General features: G+C 61.8%; 24 protein-coding genes and 1 tRNA gene. 7 read left to right on the forward strand and 18 right to left on the reverse strand.

Annotated features, from left to right (window positions below; translation table 11 throughout):
* The 7 genes from clpX to JWR51_RS01755 all read right to left on the reverse strand — a co-directional run.
* Positions 1-902 (reverse strand): ATP-dependent Clp protease ATP-binding subunit ClpX (gene clpX / locus JWR51_RS01725; RefSeq protein ID WP_299742823.1); only part of this gene is annotated, 902 nt, incomplete at its 3' end.
* 170 nt (positions 903-1,072) lie between these two features.
* Positions 1,073-1,699 (reverse strand): ATP-dependent Clp protease proteolytic subunit, encoded by a 627-nt coding sequence (locus tag JWR51_RS01730; RefSeq protein WP_299726400.1) that lies wholly within the window; start codon positions 1,697-1,699, stop codon positions 1,073-1,075.
* 233 nt (positions 1,700-1,932) lie between these two features.
* Positions 1,933-2,202: a type II toxin-antitoxin system RelE/ParE family toxin gene (locus tag JWR51_RS01735; protein ID WP_299742826.1), complete on the reverse strand. Its 270-nt coding sequence runs from the start codon at positions 2,200-2,202 to the stop codon at positions 1,933-1,935.
* Positions 2,186-2,419: a DUF6290 family protein gene (locus JWR51_RS01740; RefSeq protein ID WP_299742829.1), complete on the reverse strand. Its 234-nt coding sequence runs from the start codon at positions 2,417-2,419 to the stop codon at positions 2,186-2,188. The genes JWR51_RS01735 and JWR51_RS01740 overlap by 17 nt, the downstream gene beginning before the upstream one ends.
* A gap of 100 nt (positions 2,420-2,519) precedes the next feature.
* A complete protein-coding gene (locus tag JWR51_RS01745; protein WP_299742831.1) occupies positions 2,520-2,918 on the reverse strand; it encodes a YciI family protein in 399 nt (132 codons plus the stop codon).
* 85 nt (positions 2,919-3,003) lie between these two features.
* Complete coding sequence (locus JWR51_RS01750) at positions 3,004-3,237, reverse strand: hypothetical protein (protein ID WP_299742833.1); 234 nt, start codon at positions 3,235-3,237, stop codon at positions 3,004-3,006.
* Positions 3,238-3,326: 89 nt separating this feature from the next.
* The gene (locus JWR51_RS01755) at positions 3,327-3,518 is read right to left on the reverse strand and encodes a DUF2934 domain-containing protein (protein ID WP_299742835.1); all 192 of its coding nucleotides are present in this window, start codon (positions 3,516-3,518) and stop codon (positions 3,327-3,329) included.
* Positions 3,519-3,678: 160 nt separating this feature from the next.
* Here JWR51_RS01755 and JWR51_RS01760 point away from each other — a divergent pair, with 160 nt between their 5' ends.
* Complete coding sequence (locus tag JWR51_RS01760) at positions 3,679-4,929, forward strand: cytochrome P450 (protein WP_299742837.1); 1,251 nt, start codon at positions 3,679-3,681, stop codon at positions 4,927-4,929.
* 143 nt (positions 4,930-5,072) lie between these two features.
* Here the strand turns inward: JWR51_RS01760 and JWR51_RS01765 are convergent, their stop codons facing one another.
* From JWR51_RS01765 to JWR51_RS01780, 4 genes are all read right to left on the reverse strand, one after another.
* Entirely contained in the window at positions 5,073-6,545 is a 1,473-nt protein-coding gene (locus JWR51_RS01765; protein WP_299742839.1) for an NAD(P)H-hydrate dehydratase, read from the reverse strand.
* An 86-nt stretch (positions 6,546-6,631) separates the two neighbouring features.
* Entirely contained in the window at positions 6,632-8,011 is a 1,380-nt protein-coding gene (gene tig, locus JWR51_RS01770; protein ID WP_299742841.1) for a trigger factor, read from the reverse strand.
* A gap of 46 nt (positions 8,012-8,057) precedes the next feature.
* Positions 8,058-8,142: transfer RNA gene (locus tag JWR51_RS01775), tRNA-Leu, on the reverse strand.
* Positions 8,143-8,209: 67 nt separating this feature from the next.
* Complete coding sequence (locus JWR51_RS01780) at positions 8,210-8,548, reverse strand: nuclear transport factor 2 family protein (RefSeq protein ID WP_299742842.1); 339 nt, start codon at positions 8,546-8,548, stop codon at positions 8,210-8,212.
* A gap of 195 nt (positions 8,549-8,743) precedes the next feature.
* On the opposite strand from JWR51_RS01780, the gene JWR51_RS01785 reads away from it, so the two are divergent.
* Positions 8,744-9,082, forward strand: a complete 339-nt coding sequence (locus JWR51_RS01785) for a P-II family nitrogen regulator (protein WP_046136017.1) — start codon at positions 8,744-8,746, stop codon at positions 9,080-9,082.
* Positions 9,083-9,147: 65 nt separating this feature from the next.
* Positions 9,148-10,557 (forward strand): type I glutamate--ammonia ligase, encoded by a 1,410-nt coding sequence (gene glnA, locus JWR51_RS01790; RefSeq protein WP_299742845.1) that lies wholly within the window; start codon positions 9,148-9,150, stop codon positions 10,555-10,557.
* 221 nt (positions 10,558-10,778) lie between these two features.
* Here the strand turns inward: glnA and JWR51_RS01795 are convergent, their stop codons facing one another.
* The 3 genes from JWR51_RS01795 to JWR51_RS01805 all read right to left on the reverse strand — a co-directional run bounded on the left by JWR51_RS01795 (position 10,779) and on the right by JWR51_RS01805 (position 13,372).
* Complete coding sequence (locus JWR51_RS01795) at positions 10,779-11,432, reverse strand: PilZ domain-containing protein (RefSeq protein WP_299742848.1); 654 nt, start codon at positions 11,430-11,432, stop codon at positions 10,779-10,781.
* A gap of 175 nt (positions 11,433-11,607) precedes the next feature.
* Complete coding sequence (locus tag JWR51_RS01800; protein WP_299742851.1) at positions 11,608-11,754, reverse strand: hypothetical protein; 147 nt, start codon at positions 11,752-11,754, stop codon at positions 11,608-11,610.
* 94 nt (positions 11,755-11,848) lie between these two features.
* Positions 11,849-13,372 (reverse strand): ATP-binding cassette domain-containing protein, encoded by a 1,524-nt coding sequence (locus JWR51_RS01805; protein ID WP_299742921.1) that lies wholly within the window; start codon positions 13,370-13,372, stop codon positions 11,849-11,851.
* Positions 13,373-13,569: 197 nt separating this feature from the next.
* On the opposite strand from JWR51_RS01805, the gene JWR51_RS01810 reads away from it, so the two are divergent.
* On the forward strand, positions 13,570-13,695 hold the full coding sequence (locus tag JWR51_RS01810) for a hypothetical protein (RefSeq protein ID WP_299742854.1): 126 nt from the start codon (positions 13,570-13,572) through the stop codon (positions 13,693-13,695).
* 243 nt (positions 13,696-13,938) lie between these two features.
* Here JWR51_RS01810 and JWR51_RS01815 read toward each other — a convergent pair whose 3' ends face one another.
* Positions 13,939-14,283: a hypothetical protein gene (locus JWR51_RS01815; protein ID WP_299742856.1), complete on the reverse strand. Its 345-nt coding sequence runs from the start codon at positions 14,281-14,283 to the stop codon at positions 13,939-13,941.
* Between the two features lie 26 nt (positions 14,284-14,309).
* On the reverse strand, positions 14,310-14,735 hold the full coding sequence (locus JWR51_RS01820; RefSeq protein ID WP_299742859.1) for a hypothetical protein: 426 nt from the start codon (positions 14,733-14,735) through the stop codon (positions 14,310-14,312).
* A gap of 203 nt (positions 14,736-14,938) precedes the next feature.
* Here JWR51_RS01820 and parE point away from each other — a divergent pair, with 203 nt between their 5' ends.
* From parE to JWR51_RS01835, 3 genes are all read left to right on the forward strand, one after another.
* Entirely contained in the window at positions 14,939-16,948 is a 2,010-nt protein-coding gene (parE, locus tag JWR51_RS01825) for a DNA topoisomerase IV subunit B (protein WP_299742862.1), read from the forward strand.
* Positions 16,949-17,446: 498 nt separating this feature from the next.
* On the forward strand, positions 17,447-19,000 hold the full coding sequence (locus tag JWR51_RS01830) for a DEAD/DEAH box helicase (protein WP_299742865.1): 1,554 nt from the start codon (positions 17,447-17,449) through the stop codon (positions 18,998-19,000).
* Positions 19,001-19,134: 134 nt separating this feature from the next.
* Positions 19,135-20,178, forward strand: coding sequence for a GGDEF domain-containing protein (locus JWR51_RS01835; RefSeq protein WP_299742868.1), 1,044 nt, complete (start codon positions 19,135-19,137; stop codon positions 20,176-20,178).
* A 173-nt stretch (positions 20,179-20,351) separates the two neighbouring features.
* Here JWR51_RS01835 and aroA read toward each other — a convergent pair whose 3' ends face one another.
* Positions 20,352-21,617: a 3-phosphoshikimate 1-carboxyvinyltransferase gene (gene aroA, locus JWR51_RS01840; RefSeq protein ID WP_299742871.1), complete on the reverse strand. Its 1,266-nt coding sequence runs from the start codon at positions 21,615-21,617 to the stop codon at positions 20,352-20,354.
* Positions 21,618-21,683: 66 nt separating this feature from the next.
* Complete coding sequence (locus JWR51_RS01845; protein WP_299742873.1) at positions 21,684-22,064, reverse strand: iron-sulfur cluster assembly accessory protein; 381 nt, start codon at positions 22,062-22,064, stop codon at positions 21,684-21,686.
* Positions 22,065-22,100: the final 36 nt, after the last annotated feature.

Consider the following 22,100-nt stretch of genomic DNA (forward strand, 5'->3'; position numbering starts at 1 on the left):
GGGATCAGGCCGAACTTCAGCATGTCCTCGGGCTCGACTTCGCGCAGCAACTCGCCGGTGCCGCGTTCGTCCGGACCCTTGGGGTTCGAACCGAAGCCGATGGAAGAGCCCTGGGTGCGCTGGGCGATGATCTTGTCCAGGCCGGCGAACGCGCCGCCGCAGATGAACAGGATGTTGGTCGTGTCGACCTGCAGGAATTCCTGCTGGGGATGCTTGCGCCCGCCCTGCGGCGGCACGGAGGCGACGGTGCCTTCCATGATCTTGAGCAAAGCCTGCTGCACGCCTTCGCCCGACACGTCGCGGGTGATGGACGGGTTGTCCGACTTGCGGCTGATCTTGTCGACTTCGTCGATATAGACGATGCCGCGCTGCGCCTTTTCCACGTTGTAGTCAGCAGACTGCAACAATTTCAGGATAATGTTCTCGACGTCCTCGCCGACATAGCCGGCTTCGGTCAGCGTCGTGGCATCAGCCATGGTGAAAGGCACGTCGAGGATACGGGCCAGCGTTTGAGCCAGCAGCGTCTTGCCGGAACCGGTTGGGCCGATCAGCAGGATATTGGACTTGGAAAGTTCGATATCCTGGTTCTTGGCCGAATGGTGCAGGCGCTTGTAGTGGTTATGCACGGCCACGGAGAGTACGCGCTTGGCGCGGTACTGGCCGATAACGTAGTCGTCGAGCACCTTGCAGATGTCTGCGGGGGTCGGCACGCCATCGGAGGACTTGACCATGGAGGTCTTGTTCTCTTCGCGGATGATGTCCATGCACAGCTCGACGCATTCATCGCAGATGAACACGGTCGGGCCGGCGATCAGCTTGCGAACCTCATGTTGGGATTTCCCGCAGAACGAGCAATAAAGCGTGTTCTTGGAGGATTCGCCGTTCGTTGTCTCTTTGGACATCCTGTCACTCCCGGGAGGGTTACTCCCAAAATAAGCGTTATCGGATACGGTAACGCTCGAGGCCTAAAGAAAGTCTAAGCCGAACCGACCTTAGCGGTCGATCCGGCTCGGTGCAATTCCGTCAATGTCACAGTTCACGGCGCATATGAAACGCCGTTAACGCGAGCGGATCAAACCGCATCGGGCACTGCGCGCTTGTCGAGCACGGTATCGATGAGGCCAAAGGTCTTGGCTTCCTCGGCCGACAGGAAGCGATCGCGCTCGAGAGCGGTCTCGATTTCCTCGTAGGTGCGTCCGGTGTGCTTCTCGTAAATCTGATTCAGCCGGCGCTTGAGGCCTTCGACTTCCTTGGCGTGGATCATGATGTCCGTCACCTGGCCCTGATAGCCGCCCGAAGGCTGGTGCACCATGACGCGCGAGTTCGGCAGCGAGGTGCGCATGCCGTGCTCGCCGGCAGTCAGCAGGAGCGAACCCATCGAGGCCGCCTGCCCCATCACCATGGTGGCGACGGCCGGGCGGATGAACTGCATGGTGTCGTAAATCGACAGGCCAGCCGTCACCACGCCACCAGGCGAATTGATATAGAGCGCGATTTCCTTCTTCGGATTTTCCGACTCGAGGAACAGCAGCTGGGCCACGATCAGGCTCGCCATGTTGTCTTCGACGACGCCGGTCACGAAAATGATTCGCTCACGCAGCAGGCGCGAATAGATATCGAAGGCGCGTTCGCCACGATTGGATTGCTCGACCACCATGGGAACGAGCGTATTCATGTAAAGATCGATTGGATCTTTCATATCTTGATGCCCCTTTGCTGTGCCGTCTCGAATGAGCCCGGGCCAGCCATCTCAGTTGCACAGGGTCCATACCGGAAACCGGACATCCAATACCCGGGACCATGCCTTGAAAAACGAATCAGCGCGACTGGCCGATCACAGACGATGCCGCATTAACGCGCGGTAAAGGCACAGATAGGCGGCAATGGGGCAAGGTTCAATAGAAGCCTGCACAACCAAGCCGGGCGACTGGCTTAACGGTAAATATCCCGTCGATTTCCGACACCCACGACCAGGACGACGAGCCTGGTATCCTGCAGATCGCAGATAATGCGAAAATCGCCCACCCGGTAACGCCAGAGGTTGCCAAGTTTGGAGCCCTGCAGGGCTTTTCCAAGCTGGCGTGGATCATCGAGGGTGGCGAGACGATCCCTCAGAAAGTTACGAATGCGCACGGCATCTGGTCGATCCAGCTTGCCAAGTTGGCGGGCGGCACGCTCATCAACTTCAATTGTCCAGGCCAAGATCGCGACTTAGTTCGTCAAGCGTCAGGGTCTTGTCGTCTCCCGCGTGGCGCCGCGCCAGCACGTCTTCGGCCAAGTAGAGGTCTTCCAGCTCGTCCAGATGCTCCTCGACGGCTTCGCGTATGTAGAATGTCGCCGTGCGTCCTGTGCGCGCTGCCAGCGCGTTCAGTCGCTCAAAGAGCTCGTCTGGAAGGCGAACAGCGGTCTGCTTTGACATCAGAAACTCCGGCGGTATGCGTGTATACCACACCTCGCTTCAGTCACGCAATGAGAGGCCGGTTGGGGGACACGGCGCGGGCCGCATCCCCGGATACGGGCTAAAGCGCCTTGAACTCGGGTCGCCCCTGCCCGGTTTCGCTGTGGCGATGCTTATCCATGAGCGGGCGGATCTCAAGTCGTCCATAGGCCGCGATCGGGTCGTTTTCCAGTAAGGACAGGACTTCAGCCATGTCCCTGGCTTCAAGCAGCAGGAAGCCTCCGACCACTTCCTTGGTTTCGGCGAATGGCCCGTCGACCGTCGAAAGGGTCACCCGCTGGCGGCGGTCGATGGTCACGCCGGTAGCGGCATCGGCCAGCGGTGAGGCTATCAGCAGGTGTCCGGATGCCCGCAACCGTTGATCGTCTTCGATGGTCGCGTCGTCGAGTTGGGTCTGTTCCTGGGGCGTAATGCCGTCAAAGGCGTCGGGAGCGAAATAGACGAGACAGAGGAACTTCATGTGAGTCTCCTATGGTTCACACGACAGCGACGAGCCGCGCTGCATGGCCTCGACTATTTTTTTCCGTTTTTTCCGCCCTGGCTGCTTAAGCCGCCGAAAAGCTCACCGCCACGCCGCGCTTCTTGAAATAGGACTGCATGAGCTTTCGGCCCTGGCGATTGTTCTGCGCCAGTTTGCCGGGATCGAACACGGCTTCGGCGATACCTTCCCGCGCCAGCGCCGCCTTGAGCGCTACGATGTGCGCATCCAGCTCTTCGTTATTGGCGGCGAGGGATGCGTAGATATTATCGACGGCCGCAGCCAGGGTCAGGTCGCTCATGTCAAACTCCGTGCAGGGGCGTCTATGTTCGCCTGCCGATAGGGCCGCGCGGCCTATCGGTCAATCCCCTACACCGGCGCTTGACGTGGTCAGCGCGCCAGGGTGCCCGCCGGCGGCACGGGCCGGGTCACGCTGGCCGACTGCTGGGAAACGTCGAGTCCACGCTCCTCGGCGAGTTCGCGTTCCGCCTTGCGCCAGAAGTCCTGGCTATGCGTCTTGGGCGATCCTGCTCTTTCCCATAGGGCGTAAGCGCGTTCGCGGATCCTGTCTTCGTGGGTCATTTGCTCCTCCTGGGCAAATCCGTGTTTGCCGGCGATAAACGCTGAATCCGGGGCTCCGGTTGCTGTGCGATAGCAGACCTTGATGTCTGCCTGCTGACAGCCCTTTCATGCCGGGCCTACGCGCGATAGCTTTGACCAAAAGGTCAAACACGAGCCCATGATGCTGGATACGCAATCGCGCCCCTACGCCATCGATACCGCTGCCCGCCGCGCCCATGCCGATCCCCGCGACCCGGCATTCTTCCAGAATCCCTATGCCTTCTATGATGCCTTGCACGCCAGCAATCCGGCCTTCTATTGGGAGCAATACGGCCACTGGTGCTTTGCGGGCTTCAAGGATGTCAGCGCGCTGCTCCGGGACAAGCGTTTCGGCCGGCAAATTCTGCATGTCGCCACCCGCGAGGAGCTCGGCCTGCCCGAGCCCAAGGCGCATACCGCCCATTTCGACCTGACCGAGAAATACTCGCTGCTGACCTTGGAGCCGCCCGCCCATACGCGCCTCCGCACCCTGGTCAACCGCGCCTTCGTGTCGCGGCATGTCGAGCAGTTGCGCCCGCGCATCGTCCGCCTCGCCAATGAAATGATCGATAGCTTCGAAGGTCAGGACAGCGTGGACCTCATCAAATCCTTCGCCGCACCGATTCCCGCCATTGTCATTGCCGAAATGCTGGGCCTGCCCGCGGAGATGGCGCCGCAATTGCTCAATTGGTCCAACCGTATGGTGGCCATGTACATGTTCGGCGTCAGCGAGGAGACCGAGCACGACGCCAACCGCGCGTCCTACGATTTCATGGAATATCTGCGCGGCGTCACCGCCGAACGCCGCAAGGCCCCGCGCGAAGACCTGCTGACCCATATGATCACGGCAGAGCACCAGGGCTCGGTGCTATCGGACGACGAAGTGATGTCCACCGCAATCCTGCTGCTCAATGCCGGCCACGAGGCAACCGTGCACACCACCGGCAATGGGGTCAAATCGATTTTGCAATCCGGTCTCGACCCCGCCAGCCTGTTCGCTAACGAGGAACAGACCGCCGCGACCGTTGAGGAATGCCTGCGCTTCGACGCACCACTGCATATGTTCACGCGCTATGCGCTCAGTGACATCGAGTATGAGGGACTGCAGTTCAAGAAGGGCGATGTCATCGGCCTGATGCTCGGCGCCGCCAATCGCGATCCCTCGCGCTTCGCCAATGCCAACAGCTTCGACCCCTTCCGCACCGATGGCGCCAATGTCAGCTTCGGCGCCGGCATCCACTTCTGCATCGGCGCGCCCCTGGCCCGCATCGAGCTGCAAGTGGCGTTTGGCGAGTTATTCCGCCGCCTGCCCAAACTGCGTCTCGCCGAGGAGCCACGGTACAACAACGTGTACCATTTCCACGGCCTGGAACGGCTGATGGTGAGCTGGTGACTTCTTCACCTCTCCCTTCGGGGGAGAGGTCGACCCTCTTGGGTCGGGTGAGGGGGCCTTTACTGGGTGAGGTGCTTGTGGAAGGCCCCCTCACCCGGCGCTACGCGCCGACCTCTCCCCCCAAGGGAGAGGTGAAGATCGCCCTATAGCTCCGCCAGCACGTCGGGCACCAGGTCCGGCAGGTCCTCGCTGATCATTCCCGGTCCACCGAACTTATTGGCCGCCTCGGCATGTATCCACACCGCCGCGCAGGCCGCTTCCCAGCCGTCCATGCCCTGCGACAATAGCCCCGCCGCCATCCCGGCCAGCACGTCCCCCGAGCCCGCCGTGCCCAGATAGGCCGGTGCATTGCCGTTGATCGCCGCCCGGCCATCGGGCGCGGCGATCACCGTGTCGCTGCCCTTGAGAATGATGATCGCCCCCGAATAGGCCGCCGCGCTACGCGCCTGCTCAAGCTTGCTGCCCGGCACATCGCCGAACAGCCGCTTGAACTCACCCTCATGCGGCGTCAGCACCACCGGCCGGCCCGTGGGCTTGATCGCCACGAACAGGCTTTCGGCGTCGTCCTTGAAGCTGGTTATAGCATCCGCATCAAGCACCGCCGCTGCGTCGGAGGCCAGTACCGCCAGCACATTGCCCCGCGTCTCCTCGCCGATCCCTGCCCCCGGCCCGATCACCACGACCTTGATCCGCTTGTCACCCAGCAGTTCCGCCAGCGCCGCCGTGTCCTCGGCCGGCTTCAACATCACCGCCGTCACATGCGCCGCCTGCACCATCAGGGCATCCCGCTTGCCGGTCAGCGACACCAGTCCGGCGCCGACGCGAAACGCCCCCATGGCCGCCAGCCGGGCCGCACCGGTTTCCAAGGGGCCGCCCGACACGACCACGCAATGGCCCCGATCGAATTTGTTGCCCTGGTTATCGGCGGCCGGAACATGCCACAAGTTTGGTGAATTGCGCCAAGTTGTTGCGCCAATCGGTTCAAGCACTGAATCCGCTATGCCGATGGCTGCCAGCACCATCTCGCCGCAGAGGCCACGCCCAGGCTGCAACAGATGGCCCGGCTTCGGGCGGAAGAATGTCACCGTCGTGTCGGCCTTGATGGCGACGCCGCGCACCGAGCCAGTTGCCCCATCGACCCCGCTCGGCACGTCGATGCTGACCACCGGCTTGCCGCTGGCGTTGATCGCCGCGATCAGCTCGGCCAGTTCGCCATCGATGTCCCGGTCCAGCCCTGCGCCCAGCAGGGCATCGACGACGAGATCGGTGTCCTTGAGATCGGCGGCAGTCGGCCGCTCCGCCCTGCCTGTCCACTGCACCGCCATGGCGGCCGCGTCGCCCTTGAGGGCCTCGCGCTCGCCGAACAGGCGCAGTTGCACCGGCCAGCCCTTGTCCTTGAGCAGGCGGGCCACCACGAACCCGTCGCCGCCATTATTGCCTGCCCCGCACAGTACCAGCACCGAGCGCTGGTAGTAGCGCTCGACAATGGCGTCGGTCACGGCCTTGCCGGCAGCCTCCATCAGCTTGTTCGAGCGGGTGCCGGCCTGGACCGTCAGCCGGTCGGCCTCGGCCATCTGGACCGGCGTCAGCAAAATATCGATGGCAGCGTCGGTCATGGCGGCGAACTCCGGACGTACTCGTCTATTCAAATAAAAAAGCCGCCCATTTCTGGGCGGCTTTCAAAAATCAGTCGGTCAGACGCTTAGTGATGGTGTTCTTCCGGAACGTCATCTTCGTCGGCCTGGATCAGCTTCGCCAGTTCGGCGCGGCTCATCTTCTTGTCGGTCTGCTCGGCCAGCTCTGAGACAAAGTCGACGACCTTGTTCTCGAACACGGGCGCGCGCAGGCCAGCCAGGGCCTGTGGGTTCTTGCGGTAGTAGTCGTAAACCTGCTGTTCCTGGCCCTGGAAGCGGCGCACTTCGGCGATCAGCGCCTGCTGGTGCTCTTCCTCGGTCACGTCAACATTGTTGACGTTGCCGATTTCAGCGACCACCAAGCCCAGGCGCACGCGGCGCTCAGCAATGGTGCGGTACTGTTCGCGAGCGGCTTCCTCAGTGGTGCCTTCGTCCTCGAAGGAGCGGCCATGGGCCTCGACTTCGTGCTTGACGCGGTTCCAGATCTGCTCGAACTCGGCATCGACCAACTGGCCGGGAACGTCGAACTTGTGGCCCTCGTCCAGTGCGTCGAGAATCTGGCGCTTGACGTGCTGGCGGCTCATCGAGGCCAGTGCCTGCTGCATCTGGCCCTTGACGGCTTCGCGCAGCGCCGCGACGTCATCGACGCCCAGCTTCTTGGCGAATTCGTCATTCAGCTCGCCGGCATTGGGGCCGTCGACATGCAGCACGGTGACGTCGAACACGGCCTTCTTGCCGGCCAGTTCTTCGCTCTGGTAGTCCTTGGGGAAGGTCACCTTCACTTCGCGGCTTTCGCCCTTCTTCATGCCAACCAGCTGCTCTTCGAAGCCGGGGATGAATTCGCCCGACCCAACGGTCAGGTGCGCGTGATCTGAGGTGCCGCCATCGAAAGGCTTGCCGTCGACCTTGCCGACGAAGGACAGGCCGAGACGATCGCCGGTTTCGACGACGCCTTCGTCGCCCTTGTCTTCATAGCCGCGGTTCTGCGCGAACACGCGGTTCACTTCGGCGTCGATCTCTTCTTCGGTGACGTCAACCACCGGGCGGGTCAGCTTGACGCCCTTGAGTTCCATCAGCTTGACCGGGGGCAGCACTTCATACTCGACGTCGAATGCCAGGTCGGCCTTGCCGTCCAGCACGTCGTTGATCAAGGCCTGATCGCTCGGCAGGTCGACCTTGGGCTGGGCGGCGGCGCGCTCGGAGCGGCCATCCAGGGTCTCGGAGACAGTCGCGTTGATCGCGTCCTGCATCACTTCGCTCATAGCGGAGCGGCCATAGACCTTCTTGAGGTGCGCGGTCGGCACTTTGCCTGGGCGGAAGCCCTTGATGGACGCCTGGCCCTTGAGCTCGACGAGCTTGGCATCGAGCCGGGTCACCAGATCCTTGGCGGGAATGGTGACGCTCAATTTACGCTTCAGGCCCTCGTTGAGGGTTTCGGTAACCTGCATTCGGTTCAATCCCGTATTGTTCGTGTCCTGAGGCCGGCGGTGTTTTTGGTGCGGGTGAGAGGACTCGAACCTCCACGCCTTGCGGCGCTGGAACCTAAATCCAGTGCGTCTACCAGTTCCGCCACACCCGCAAATGCCCGCTGGCCGGGTTGCGCGTGGGTCTAGCCTAAGTTTATGGGCCAGTCAAAGGCTGCGTTGCTATTTGCCGGGAATAGCGAATGCAGTGGTGATCAGCCCGTCCTCGACCACGAACATGATCGCGGTCTCGATGGGGTCCGGCCCCAGCCCATAGATCAATTCATGGTCGATGACCTTATTGCCATAGGCAATGCGGTTCAGCAGTTCCGCCCGCAGACCCTCGTGGGCGAAGCGCTCCCTGGCGTAAAATGCCGCATAGGCGGCTTTCCCGTCCAGCGTCGTGACCATGTCCGGCAGGCGGATGGCGCGGACCGTGTCAGCGAAACAGGCCATGAAACGCCCAAGATCGCGCGCATTATAGGCAGCGAACTGCTCTTCGACGATTTCCACTGGCGTCATGACGCGTTCTCCTGCTTACGAATTGGGCAAACTGCACAGAATATAATCATCTACGCCGGGTCCAGCTCTTTGCCCCTGATGATCATACCCTGTTAACTCTTTCCAGCCTCAGGGTTTTTTCGCCTATTTCACTGCTGGCACAGCCCGTGCATACGATTGGCGGTAACCGCGTTTACCCGCGAAGTGGAGGCTCAATTGAAAAAAATCGAGGCTATCGTAAAGCCATTCAAGCTCGACGAAGTCAAAGAGGCACTACAGGAAGTGGGTCTTCAGGGCATCACCGTAACCGAGGCCAAGGGCTTTGGTCGTCAAAAGGGCCATACCGAACTCTATCGCGGCGCCGAATATGTGGTGGACTTCCTGCCCAAGGTCAAAGTCGAGGTCGTGTGCCCCGATGATCTGGCGGAAAAAGCCATCGAGGCGATCCGCAATGCAGCGCAAACTGGTCGCATTGGCGACGGCAAGATCTTCGTTTACTCGATCGAACAGGCCATCCGCATTCGTACCGGCGAATTCGGCGACGACGCGCTCTAGGGTCTCCCCCCACCAGCGTCCCGCCGCAACCAACAACAAACATCCGAACCTACAGGGGTAATTCCATGACCACCGCAGCCGAGATCCTCAAGCGCATCAAGGACGAGAACATCCTTTATGTCGATCTGCGCTTCACCGACATGCGCGGCAAGCTTCAGCACGTCACGTTCGACCAGACCATGGTCGACGAAGACCTGTTCGAAGAAGGCACCATGTTCGACGGCTCCTCGATCGCCGGCTGGAAGGCCATCAACGAGTCCGACATGGTGCTGATGCCCGATCCGGATTCAGCCTATATGGACCCCTTCTTCGGCGCCTCGACCCTGGCTATCAATTGCGACATTCTCGAGCCGCTGACCTATCAGCCCTATTCGCGCGATCCGCGCACCACGGCCAAGAAGGCCGAAGCCTACCTCAAGGAATTGGGACTGGGCGACGCCGTCTATTTCGGACCTGAGCCGGAATTTTTCATTTTCGACGACGTCCGTTATTCCAACACCACCTACAAGGTCGGTTTCTCGGTCGACAGTTCGGAACTGCCGATCAACAACGACACCGATTACGAAGCCGGCAATAACGGCCACCATATCGCTCTCAAGAAGGGCTACTTCCCCGTGCCGCCGCTGGACACTGCGCAGGACATGCGCGGCGAAATGCTGGCAGCCATGGGCGCCATGGGCGTGCCGATCGAAAAGCACCACCACGAAGTGGCTTCGGCACAGCACGAACTGGGCATCAAGTACTGCCCGATGATCAAGGCTGCCGACAGCGTGCAGATCTATAAGTACGTGATCCAGCAGGTTGCCAACGCCTATGGCAAGACCGCAACCTTCATGCCCAAGCCCGTCTATGGCGACAACGGTTCGGGCATGCATGTGCACCAGTCGATCTGGAAAGACGGCAAGAACACCTTCGCTGGTGACCAGTATGCCGGCCTCTCGATGGACGCGCTCTACTACATCGGCGGCATCATCAAGCACGCCAAGGCTATCAACGCCTTCACCAACCCGACCACCAACTCCTACAAGCGCCTGGTTCCCGGCTTCGAAGCTCCCGTGCTGCTGGCCTATTCGGCCCGCAACCGTTCAGCTTCCTGCCGTATCCCGTTCGGCCAGTCGCCGAAGGCCAAGCGCGTTGAGGTTCGCTTCCCCGATCCGTTGGCAAACCCCTATCTCGGCTTTGCCGCCATGCTGATGGCTGGCCTCGACGGCATCAAGAACAAGATCCACCCCGGCGATCCGATGGATAAGGATCTCTACGACCTGCCCAAGGAAGAGCTCAAGCAGATCCCGACCGTTTGCGGCTCGCTGCGTGAAGCCCTTGAAAGCCTGGATAAGGACCGCGAGTTCCTGACCGCCGGCGGCGTATTCGAGAACGACCAGATCGACAGCTATATCGAGCTGAAGATGACGGAAGTGATCAAGTTCGAGCACACTCCGCACCCGGTCGAATACGAAATGTACTACTCGGCCTAAGGGTTGATTGGATGAATGAGAAAGGGCCCTTCGGGGCCCTTTTTTGTCTGTCCTGAGCGATCAGGCTGATCGCAATGTCGCCGCAACCACCGGACGAGCTCCTCCCCCCTGACGGGGGAGGATGGGTGGGGGTGTTCGGAGCCACCATGTAGAGATCGGGGCTAAACATCCCCCCACCCTTGATCCCTCCCCGCAAGGGGGAGGGAGACGACTGCTGTATCTTACCCTGCCTCCTGCGCCTCCGCCGGCGGTGCCAGCATGCGGTCGAGGCTTTTCAGTTCATGGATTTCGGTGAACTGCACCGCAAAGCCGACGTCGAGCCGGCGGATCACCCGGCCGATCAGGCTGCCCACCGCCACCGGCGTGCCTCGGCTGGGAAGCACCGAGGCGGATACAGCGACCCCCGATTGGGAAATGTCGATGACAAAGCATGGTACATGGCCGCCGTCCGGCAGCGTGAGCATGGTGTAGGGGGCCTGCGGCTGGATGCGCGGGTATTCCCGCTTGTCGGGCTCCCGGCTGACCGCCTTGCGCTTGCGCCACTTGATCTGCGTGGCAAGCTTGGCGCGCTCGCTATCGCCCAGCAGCAGGTCCATGGCGAAGCCGGTTGGCAATTGCCGCGTGGCCCTTGCCCTCAGAATGCCGAAACCATCGAAATACGCCGCAACCGACTCTCCCGGCTCGGCCCGCACCGGCGCCACCACGACCGCCGATTGCGGGGAGATGGAGCACAGCCGGCAGGCATAGACCTCGACATCGGAGGGATCGCTCGCCTTGCGATCCGACAAAGTATAGCGGCCGGGCACCGCGCCGATAAAACGAACGTCCTGGCGACGGGCCAGTTTGGACATCAGGAACGGCTGATATGCTTCCAAAACACAGGCTCCCCTCGCCAGGCATGGTCGTCATCCAAGCATACGGAGAAATCCTTAATGAGTATTTTCAGGTTTGTTAGGACTGCTATGACGATTTATTACCGGCCTAACTAAAGTAACATTGGATTTTCCATTTTGTACGGAATGTACAAAATAGTTACTCTGACGACTGTCGCTACTTGGCGCCGCGCAGGTCGAGCGACACCTGTACCTCCGAACCGGCCCATTCCCCATTCATGGGCAGTTCAGCGCCGCCATCGCTTTTGCGCGCCAGTACCTCAACTGAATGGTTGCCGCAAATGAACTGGAACGTCATATTCATCGTGGCTTTTATCCTGCTGCTGCTCGTCTACTGGGGCAGCGGGCCGCATTACGGCACCTTCACGTCCGCCCATTTTCGCGCCGGCCGGTTCTAGCTAGCCATTCGCCTCGGCGGCCATCTGCGCAAAGAACGGCTCTGGCGAGTCGATAGGCGTCAGCCGGCGGTTGTCGATCACGAAAAATCGACTCCCCAGCGCCCGCACGAAGCTGCGGTCGTGCGAGACGAGGATACACGTCGCCTCGTGGGCGAGGATTTCCTCCTCCAGCTTCTCCTGCCCGGCGATATCGACATGGTTGGTCGGCTCGTCCAGCAGGTAGAAGTTCGGCTGGCTCAGGCGCAGCGCCAAAAGCCCCAGCCGCGCCCGCTGGCCGAAGGAAAGCTGCGCGATGGGCCGATCCTGCTTTTCCGGCGGAAAGCCCGCCGCGGCCAGGAGGCTGAGGCTGCGCTGGTCGCCCTGATCGAAGCGGTCGGCAATGAACTCGATGGGCGAGCCCTTCACCGGCAATTGCGACATGCCTTGATCGACGTAGCCCGGAACGACCGACGGGCTGATGCGGATGCCCTCCTCCGCCGTGCCCAGCATGGCGCGGTGTATCAAGCCCATGAACTGCGACTTGCCCGTGCCATTGCGCCCCAGGATGACCAGCCGGTCGCCTTGGAAGATGTGCAGCTTGTCGATGCGGAACAGTTTTACCCCGGTCGGCGTGCTCACGTCGCGGTTTTCGATGGCCACCAGCACCCGCGCATGGGTGCCGCTATTGCTCAGCTTGATCTCGCCGGAGCGCTCCTTGTGCAGCGAGAGTGCATTGCTTTCCAGCTTTTCGGCCCGGTCGCGCAATTGCTTGGATTTGACCACGAGGAGGTCGCTGCCCGAATTGATCCCGATATTGGTCAGCTTCGCCGCCTGCTTGCGCAAGCGCCCGACTTCCTTGAAGTCCTTTTCGCGCTTGGCCTCGGCCGCCACGTCGACCTCGTCCAGCGCCAGCCGGGCCTTGCTGTAGGGCAAGGCAAAATAATGCGACTCGCCGGGACGTAGGAACAGCGTCCGATTGGTCGTCGCATCGAGGAATTGCCGGTCATGGCTGGCGATCACCACCGGGATGTTCTTGGCTGCCTGATTGATCCAGTTTTCCAACTGGATCAGTTTGCCGAGGTCGAGATGATTGGTCGGTTCGTCGAGTAGCAGCGCATCGGGCTGCAACACCCAGGTCCGGGCGATCAGCCCGATCCGCTGCCAGCCGCCGCTCAATTCGCGGATCAACCGGTGCCGCATGGCGTCCGGCGTCTCGAACTCATCGAGCACCACATCGACGCGCCAGCTATCGCTGTCCCGGTCCGCCGGCGGCAGCGCCGCGAGGATTGCCTGGTACAGCGTCAACTCGAACGTATCGGCCGGCATGTCCTGTTCGACATAGCCTACCTGCAAGCCCCGCGAGCGCACGATCTCGCCGGAGGTCAATTCGCCCAGCCCAGCCATAGCGCGCAGCAGCGTGGTCTTGCCATTGCCGTTGCCGGCGACGAGGCCAACGCGGTCGCCATCGGCGATGACGATATTCAGGTTGGAAAACAGCGTGTCAGTGGCCACAAGGCCGGCATTGCGAAGGCTGATCGAGCCCATGATCGAAGTCTTTCTGGTGCGGCGCGATCCGTGATCGAGCGCCATGATCCCAAGCGTTGCTTATGCGATGCAACGCCACGACGGGCAAACCAGAAGGATGAGACTACCTATAAGTCCGAACCAGTTCCGGTCAGCCCTGCAGCTTGAGCCACAGGGCGGGAACGGGGCCGTGCTGACGATGCTCGAACGAAACTCTCATGCAGCCCTCCCTCGGCGCTGGTATTGGAACAGGACAATCCATAACCGGCATGGCCAGCAAGATCAACTCAGCAGAAGTAGAAAACCATGGACGCCAACATCACCGCAAACAGGCGATGAAATGACAAATGGGCAAGCCGGTACGCAATACTACTAAATCCGGCTTGCAGCCAATTGTCGGTCCACAATGAGCGTGACGGAGTGGCCTGATACATCAAACTTGCTCCGTCGGGTGCTCGGATACGGCTACTCAAACACAGGCCGTATGCGTTTTTTATAGCGGCACGCACTTAAGAAAGTGCTTTCAAGAAGCAAACGCTTGGTAAAGATCGCGCCCCATCTTGGGACCAATCTGTCTGCAAACTGGATTATTGGGCGCGACGCAAGGCGTCCCGGTCCTCGATGCGGCCAGTGCAATAGTTGAATTTTATCAGATAAACCGTGCCATCCAGCGTGGCGCGCACCTGAATGCGTTTATGGTTGGGCACATTGAGCGAGATATGGCTGTAGCCATACTGGGCGATGGTCTGCCGTATCTGGTTGTCGGTCATACACATTGGCAGCGGCGGATCGAACTCGTCGCCGGGCCGATTATCGAAGCCGGGCCCGAAGCCGAAGCCAGGTGATTGAGCCATTGCCGGCGCCATTGCGCCCAGCCCCAGCAGCGCAGCGATCGCGATTGCGCGCGCCGTGGTATGCAAGTTGTTCGTCATGTCCCTGTCCTCGCGCCGTTACCGGCTCAATTGCGGAAGTTGAATTGCAGGCCAAACCCGCCGCCTTGCACCCGGCGAATACGTTCGAGCCGGTCAACTTCACCACTGCATTTATCAACGCGCATCGAATAGAGCCAGTTGCCGTTCTGTCCAGCCACTTCGACGCGATTGCGCTGCAGTTCGCGCGTGACCTCGACCTGCTCATAGCCATTGGCCTCGATGCTGCGCCGGATTTCTCTATTGGTCAGGCAGCGCTGACTTGGGGCGTTTTGACTGCCGAAGCCGTTGCCGCCGCCCAAGGTCACGGCTCCTCGCCCGCCGGGAATATCCAGGTTGAAGCTGAACACCGGTCCCTGCTGCGCCTGCGCGGGAATTGTCGCCACTGCGCTGCCCCCCAAAGCAAGGGCGACGATCACGGCGCGGATGACGGTCTTGAACTTGGCAGACATCATGGTCATTTCGGCTACTCCTGTGGCCCCGAGCATGCACGATGTGCGCATCAGCCGCCCAAGGTCGCACAAGGCGGTTGAACCACAGCGAAATTATCCGTTCATCCACCGTTCAGGTTGAAGGTGGTGGGCGTGGCGGAAGCGCCGTTCCGCGCGAATATGGTAGAAGACAATCGGGCTGATTCGCCCGCTAGCGTGGATGACCAATGCCGCAAGCCAACGACCTTTTCGATAACTCGGCCGCCACCCCTACCCCCAAGGCCAAGCCCGAAGTGCCGCGCACCGGGCCGACCACGGGCAGCTATTCGGCTGCCGATATCGAAGTCCTCGAAGGCCTTGAGCCCGTTCGGCGCCGCCCCGGCATGTATATCGGCGGCACCGACGTCAACGCGCTGCATCACCTGTTCGCCGAAGTCATCGACAATTCCATGGACGAGGCCATCGCCGGCCATGCCAGCCGCATCGAGGTCCATCTGGGCGAAGACGGCTACATCACCGTAACCGATAACGGTCGCGGCATTCCGGTCGAGAACCACCCAAAATATCCCGGCCGCTCGACCCTTGAAATCGTCCACACCGTGCTCCATGCCGGCGGCAAGTTCGATTCCAAGGCCTATGAGACCTCTGGCGGCCTGCACGGCGTCGGCATTTCGGTCGTCAACGCCCTCTCGGACGACATGGTCGTCGAGGTCGCCCGCGAGCAGCAGCTTTACCGGCTGGCCTTCTCGCGCGGCAAACCGGTCGGCGACATCCAGCCGATGGGCCGGGTGAACAACCGTCGCGGCACCACCACGCGCTTCCATCCCGATCCGCAGATCTTTGGCGATACCGCAAAATTCTCGGCGCTGCGCCTGTTCAGGATGACCCGTGCCAAGGCGTACCTCTTCGGCGGCGTCGAACTGCGCTGGTCCTGCGACGAGGCTCTGGCGACCGACGAGTGCCCTGCCCGCGCCACGTTCCACTATCCCGATGGCCTGCGCGATTTCATGACCGCCCGCATCGAAGGCGAAACCCGCATCGTCGACGACATTTTCTCCGGCCAAACCGGCAAACCCGGCACCCATGGCGCCACCGAATGGGCAATCGCCTGGACGTTGGGCGACGGCGGCGTCTCGTCCTATTGCAACACCGTCCCCACTCCCGATGGCGGCACCCACGAAACGGGCCTGCGTACCGCGATCCTGCGCGGCCTCAAGAATTATGCCGAGCTGACCAAGAACAAGGCCGCGGCGATCCTGACCGCCGAGGACGTGTTCGCGCATTGCAGCGCCATGCTCTCCGTCTTCGTGCGCGAGCCAGAATTCGTTGGCCAGACCAAGGACAAGCTGGCCTCCGGCGAGGCCACCCGCATCGTCGACACCGCTCTGCGCGACGCCTTTGATCATTGGCTCGCCGCCTCGCCCAACCAGGCCGGCAAGCTGATGGATTGGGCCATCGAGCGCGCCGAGGAGCGCCTGCGTCGCAAGAAGGACAAGGAAATCGACCGCGCCAGCGCCACCCGCAAGCTGCGGTTGCCGGGCAAGTTGGCCGATTGCACCCAGGGCGCGGCGCAAGGAGCAGAACTGTTCATCGTCGAGGGCGACTCGGCTGGTGGTAGCGCCAAGCAGGCGCGCAGCCGCGCCAGCCAGGCCGTGCTGCCGCTGCGTGGCAAAATCCTTAACGTCGCCGGTGCCAGCCGCGAGAAGATGGCGGCCAGCCAGCTCATTTCCGATCTGATCCAGGCGCTCGGCTGCGGCACCCGCGACCGCTATCGCGAAGACGATCTGCGCTACGACAAGATTATCATCATGACCGACGCCGACGTCGATGGCGCCCATATTGCGGCGCTGCTGATGACCTTCTTCTTCCAGGAAATGCCCAAGCTGATCGACGGCGGGCACCTGTTCCTGGCGCTGCCGCCGCTCTACCGCATCTCGCAGGGCCCCAAGACACTCTATGCGCGCGACGACGCGCACAAGGACGAGTTGATGGAAACCGAGTTCACCGGCAAGAGCAAGGTCGATATCACACGCTTCAAGGGCTTGGGCGAAATGCCGTTCGCGCATCTGCGCGAAACCACCATGTCGCCCAAGACGCGTACGCTGCTGCAGGTCAAGATCACCAGCGATGCCGAGGGCACCGCCTATAGCGTCGATCGGCTGATGGGCACCAAGCCTGAGGCACGCTTCGACTTCATCCAGGAAAATGCCGCTTTCGTGCACGATCTGGATATTTAACTTTCTCACCTCTCCCTTTGGGGGAGAGGTCGACCCTCTTGGGTCGGGGAAGGGGCCTTCCACAGGCATCTCGCCCAGTAAAGGCCCCCTCACCCGTCGCTGCGCGCCGACCTCTCCCCAGAGGGAGAGGTGAAGGGCGTCTCTCCCTTAACCGCAATTGCCTCAATTGCCTCAACCCCGTTGACAGACAAGGCCTTTGCGCTATGGTCCGCGCCGCTGGAGCATTTTCCGGCTTGACGGCATATCTGTTGTCCAGACCTTCTTGGACAGTGTCCGCCTTGGCTGAAGATGCCTCAGGGCCTTGCCGTCGATTTGCAGGTTCTGCACACCCGTCCGGTTGGCCAAGTTAGAGCGTGGACGCCTCGTGTTTTCATTTCGTCCGCCTTCCTGACGCCGCCACTGCCCCCGCAGTTGCCGTGCGCCTATCTCCCGGCCCCGCTTCGAATGTATCGAAGCGGATCAGGCACCGGGTAACACCATTGAGTGGATCGACTGAATTTGACCGACGATTTTTCCGGACTTGGCCTTTCGAGCAAAGTAATCGAGGCGGTGACTGCCGCCGGATATACCAAGCCGACCGAAATTCAGGCTCAGGCCATCCCGCATGTCCTTGAGAAGAAGGACATTATCGGTATCGCCCAGACCGGCACCGGCAAGACGGCATCGTTCGTTTTGCCTATGCTGACGCTGCTGGAGAACGGCCGCGCCCGCGCCCGCATGCCGCGCACGCTCATTCTGGAGCCGACGCGCGAACTGGCCGCGCAGGTGCATGAGAATTTCGAGAAGTACGGCGTCAATCACCGTCTCTCGGTGGCGCTGATCATCGGTGGTGTCTCGTTCGAGGACCAGAACAAGAAGCTCGATCGCGGCGTCGACGTTTTGATCGCCACCCCCGGCCGCCTGCTCGACCAGTTCGAGCGTGGCCGCATCCTGCTCAACGGCGTTGAAATCCTCGTGATCGACGAGGCCGACCGCATGCTCGACATGGGCTTCGTGCCCGAGATCGAAAAGATCATCGCCAAGCTCCCGCCGCGCCGGCAGACGCTGTTCTTCTCGGCGACCATGCCGCCCGAAATCGAAAAGCTGACCAAGCGCTTCCTGACCGATCCCGTTCGCCTCCAGGTTGCGCGGCAGAATTCGACTGCCGAAACAATCGAACAATGGGCCGTCAAGGTTTCATCCAAGCCTGAAGAGAAGCGCGATTCACTGCGCGCCTTGATCGCCAAGGCTGATGGGCTGACCAACGCCATCATCTTCTGCAATCGCAAGCGCGACGTGGCCACCCTCGCCCGCTCGCTGGAGCGCCACGGCTTTAGTGCTGGCGGCCTGCATGGCGACATGGACCAGAAGAGCCGCACCGAAACGCTCGATGCGTTCAAGAACAACCGTCTGACCCTGCTGGTCGCCAGCGACGTGGCGGCCCGCGGGCTCGATATCCCCGCGGTCAGCCACGTGTTCAACTTCGACGTGCCGGTCCATGCCGAGGATTATGTCCACCGTATCGGCCGCACCGGTCGTGCCGGTCGTTCCGGCGTCGCTTATACGCTGGTTGGCCCGGCCGACGGCAAGCATCTCGATGCTATCGTTAAGCTGATCCAGCGCGACATTGCCTGGCTCGACACCGGTCCTGCCCCCAAGTCATCCGCGCCTGTGGAAGACGGGGCAACCGAGGCCAAGCCGCGTGTCCCGCGCTCCCGCCGTGGCGGTGCCCGCACGCGTCCGGAGGCCGCAACCCCGGCAGTGGAAGCCGAGGCCGTGCCAGCGGCACCGCGCGAGCGGCCCGCTCGTGCGCCAAGGACCCGCCCCGTACAGGAAGCCCCGCGCGATCCGGCACCTGTCGAAGCGCCTACCGTTGCAGCGCCTGCACCGGCGCCACTGACGGCGCGTCAGCTTGCGGGGATCAAACCGCCAGCCCGCCCCTCGCGCACCCGTCCGCCGCAGCAAGCCGCTGGCCAGTCAGACGATTCGGGGATCGATTCGAGTTCGCCTTTCGGCAGCGATGGTCCGGTTCCGGCCTTCCTGCTGCGGCCAACTGGGGTCAAAGCGGATTGAGCTGGTCCTTTTCGGGCTAAGTCAGTTGAAAGCGCGACGAGTACAGTTGTCATCCTGACTTCTGACGCGGTACTTGTCGTGGGATGCTTGCGGCGAAGGCCGTTGCTGTAAGCGCCTGAGGCGCGGGGGTCGCTGTGTCGGAACAGGAATTCAAACGCGCGCTTGGCTATGCCAATTCCGCTTTCGACCTGCTCAAGCGCAGCGGTATTCCGCCCTATCCGCAGTTTTATGAACTGCTTTATACTTACGCGACTGGCGTCAATCCGACGTTGAACGATCGGATCAACTCGATCTTCCGCGCCGGCCAGTCGCCGACGCTCGATCTGGCGGAAACGCTCTACAACGAATTTCTGAAGTCGGACGTCAACGACCGCATTTCCAACGTTTCGGAACGCATGCATGCGCGCATCGAAGCGGTGCATGACGCTATCGATACCGCAATGACCACCGCCAATGCCTATTCGGGCTCGCTGCAGGCCGCCAGCGGCGACCTCGGCCGCGAGATCACCGGTCCGGCCATGAAGACGCTGGCCGACCGGCTGCTCGCCGAAACCCGCCGTATGCAGGACACCAACCGTGCCCTCGAAATGCAGCTCGAAGCGTCGCGCGACGATATCGCTTCGTTGCAGCGCGACCTGGACGATGTGCGCCGCGAGTCGCTGCTCGATCCGCTCACCAAGATCGCCAACCGCAAGAGCTTCGATGAAGGCCTCGCCACCGCGATGGCCGATGCCAGTACCAAGGGCAATCCGCTCTGCCTGCTGCTGCTCGACATCGATTATTTCAAGAATTTCAACGACACCTATGGTCACCAGACCGGCGACCAGGTGCTGCGCCTCGTCGCGATGACGCTCAAGTCCAATATCAAGGGCAAGGATCTGGCGGCGCGCTATGGTGGCGAGGAATTCGTCGCCATCCTGCCATCCACCGATCTCGAAGGCGCGATGATCGTGGCGGAGAATATCCGAAAGGCAATCGCCGCCAAGGAATTGATGAAGCGCTCGACCAACGAAAAGCTGGGCCGTATCACCGCCTCGTTTGGCGTCGCGGTGTTCCATCCGTCGGATACCGCGAATTCACTGATCGAACGCACCGACCGCTGCCTCTACGCCGCCAAACACGCCGGCCGCAACCGCGTCGTCAGCGAGATCGACCTAGCGGCTATTCGGGCGGCTTAGGTGTCTGCGGAAGCAATCCGGTAGCATCCCTGTTTATCCCTCACTGTTCTTCCCTCGGACTTGATCCGAGGGCCTCGGTCAGGATGGCACAAGCGGCCAATGGCCCGCGGATCAAGTCCGCGGGAAGGACGGTGATTGGGATGGATCAAGCATTTCCCGGCGGTTGTCCCGCTCTACTCCCCCGCCACCATACCCACGCCCAAACCCGCCAGCATGTCCCAGTAATCGGGATAGGTCTTACCGACACAGCTTGGGTCCAGAATGGTGATGCCGGCGATCCTGAGCCCCGCCAGCGCGAAGCTCATGGCAATGCGATGATCAGCATAGGTCTCAATCCGCGCCGGCAAGGTCTGCCCCGCCAGGGCCGGATCACTGCTTACCACCAGATCATCCCCCTCCTCACGCGCCAGACCCGCTCGAATCCGGTTGAGTTCGGTCGACAGCGCCGAAATCCGGTCGCACTCCTTGACCCGTAGGTTGGCAATGCCGACGAAGCGCACCGGCGTATTGTTGAATGCCGCTAGCACCGCAATGGTGGGCACCGCATCCTGCATCTGCGAGCCGTCAATCACCGCCGGCAGATTTGGAAACTGCGCGATCACGGCCTGCGCCAACGCGTCCGGCTGGGTGAAGGCATCGGGAGCCACGCCGAGGTCGATATCGCCGCCAGTGAGCGCCGCGGCGCCCCACAGATAGGTCGCGGCCGATGCATCCGGCTCGATGACGAAGTCGGTCGCCGTATATCCGGTCGGCAGCACGCGCCAGGTCCCGGCATCGATCTGCTCGACCTTGGCGCCAAAAGCCCGCATTGCCGCCAGCGTCAGGTCGACATAACCCCGCGCGCCGATATCAGGGCCGGTTAGCGCCACCTCGATCGGCCCCTCGCCCATCGGCGCCGCCATCAGCAATGCCGAGACGTATTGGCTGGACAGCCCCGCATCGATCTCGACGCGCCCCTGCCCGAAACTGCCCTTGCCGTGAATGGTGATCGGCGGACAGCCGGTCTCGCTCGTCGCGTCGATCCCCAGCGAACGCAGCGCCGTCACCAGCGGCGCAATCGGCCTCAGCCGCATATGCGCGTCGCCATCGACGATCACCGTGCCATCAACCGTCGCAACAGCCGCAGTCAGGAAGCGCGTGGCCGTGCCGGCATTGCCGAGGAACAGCGGCCCATCAGGCGCTGTCAGCTTGCCGGTTCCGGTGACCACGAAACTGGTCGCATCCGGTTCCTCAACGCTCACGCCCATCTGGCGCAAGGCTGCGGCCATCAGCACGGTGTCCTTGCTCTTGAGAGCGCCGGTCAGCCGGCTGGTGCCACTGGCCAGCGCCGCCAGCAGCAGCGCGCGATTGGTGATGGATTTGGAGCCGGGAGGCGATACACGCCCCAGCAGGGGATGGCTGGGCGGAATAAGGGTCAGGGCCGCGGGCAATGCGGTCATTGGACTACTCTAAGGCTGGAGCCGAAATTGCCCCTGCCTGTTAGGCCAAATGCATGCCCAACGCAATCAGGCGGTGGCGCGTGCCTCGGCAATGGCCTTGAGATCGGCAGGCTTGAGCGTGACACTCTCGCCGCAGCCGCAGGCGCCGGTCTGGTTGGGGTTCTTGAAGGTGAAGGTCGAGCTCATTTTGGCGACCTCGAAGTCCATCACCGTGCCGAGCAGGTACATGGTGGCCTTGGGGTCGACCCAGACGTCCACGCCCTTGTCGGTCACGTGGTCGTCGCCCTTCACCGGCTCGGCCACGTAGTCCATGGTGTAGGACACGCCCGCGCAACCGGCATTCTTGATGCCGACGCGCAGGCCGATCACCGGCTTCTCAGAATCTTCGATGATCTCGTTGATGCGCTCGGCAGCGGCATCGGTCAGCGACATGATCTTGAAAGCCATCGGGAAACCTCGTCTATCGTCAATTCACGATATATA

This window comes from Devosia sp., from assembly GCF_028290625.1.
Lineage (GTDB): Bacteria > Pseudomonadota > Alphaproteobacteria > Rhizobiales > Devosiaceae > Devosia.

Excerpts from the sequence above, each read along its gene's own strand:
- JWR51_RS01810 (WP_299742854.1), top strand. The coding sequence starts at position 13,570 with ATGCAGCCCTCCCTCGGCGCTGGTATTGGAACAGGACAATCCATAACC.
- JWR51_RS01750 (WP_299742833.1), bottom strand. The coding sequence starts at position 3,237 with ATGAGCGACCTGACCCTGGCTGCGGCCGTCGATAATATCTACGCATCC.
- JWR51_RS01815 (WP_299742856.1), bottom strand. The coding sequence starts at position 14,283 with ATGACGAACAACTTGCATACCACGGCGCGCGCAATCGCGATCGCTGCG.
- JWR51_RS01805 (WP_299742921.1), bottom strand. The coding sequence starts at position 13,372 with ATGGGCTCGATCAGCCTTCGCAATGCCGGCCTTGTGGCCACTGACACG.
- JWR51_RS01780 (WP_299742842.1), bottom strand. The coding sequence starts at position 8,548 with ATGACGCCAGTGGAAATCGTCGAAGAGCAGTTCGCTGCCTATAATGCG.
- tig (WP_299742841.1), bottom strand. The coding sequence starts at position 8,011 with ATGCAGGTTACCGAAACCCTCAACGAGGGCCTGAAGCGTAAATTGAGC.
- JWR51_RS01755 (WP_299742835.1), bottom strand. The coding sequence starts at position 3,518 with ATGACCCACGAAGACAGGATCCGCGAACGCGCTTACGCCCTATGGGAA.
- JWR51_RS01820 (WP_299742859.1), bottom strand. The coding sequence starts at position 14,735 with ATGATGTCTGCCAAGTTCAAGACCGTCATCCGCGCCGTGATCGTCGCC.
- aroA (WP_299742871.1), bottom strand. The coding sequence starts at position 21,617 with ATGACCGCATTGCCCGCGGCCCTGACCCTTATTCCGCCCAGCCATCCC.
- JWR51_RS01745 (WP_299742831.1), bottom strand. The coding sequence starts at position 2,918 with ATGAAGTTCCTCTGTCTCGTCTATTTCGCTCCCGACGCCTTTGACGGC.
- JWR51_RS01765 (WP_299742839.1), bottom strand. The coding sequence starts at position 6,545 with ATGACCGACGCTGCCATCGATATTTTGCTGACGCCGGTCCAGATGGCC.
- JWR51_RS01845 (WP_299742873.1), bottom strand. The coding sequence starts at position 22,064 with ATGGCTTTCAAGATCATGTCGCTGACCGATGCCGCTGCCGAGCGCATC.
- JWR51_RS01730 (WP_299726400.1), bottom strand. The coding sequence starts at position 1,699 with ATGAAAGATCCAATCGATCTTTACATGAATACGCTCGTTCCCATGGTG.
- glnA (WP_299742845.1), top strand. The coding sequence starts at position 9,148 with ATGACCACCGCAGCCGAGATCCTCAAGCGCATCAAGGACGAGAACATC.
- parE (WP_299742862.1), top strand. The coding sequence starts at position 14,939 with ATGCCGCAAGCCAACGACCTTTTCGATAACTCGGCCGCCACCCCTACC.
- JWR51_RS01760 (WP_299742837.1), top strand. The coding sequence starts at position 3,679 with ATGCTGGATACGCAATCGCGCCCCTACGCCATCGATACCGCTGCCCGC.
- JWR51_RS01800 (WP_299742851.1), bottom strand. The coding sequence starts at position 11,754 with ATGAATATGACGTTCCAGTTCATTTGCGGCAACCATTCAGTTGAGGTA.
- JWR51_RS01740 (WP_299742829.1), bottom strand. The coding sequence starts at position 2,419 with ATGTCAAAGCAGACCGCTGTTCGCCTTCCAGACGAGCTCTTTGAGCGA.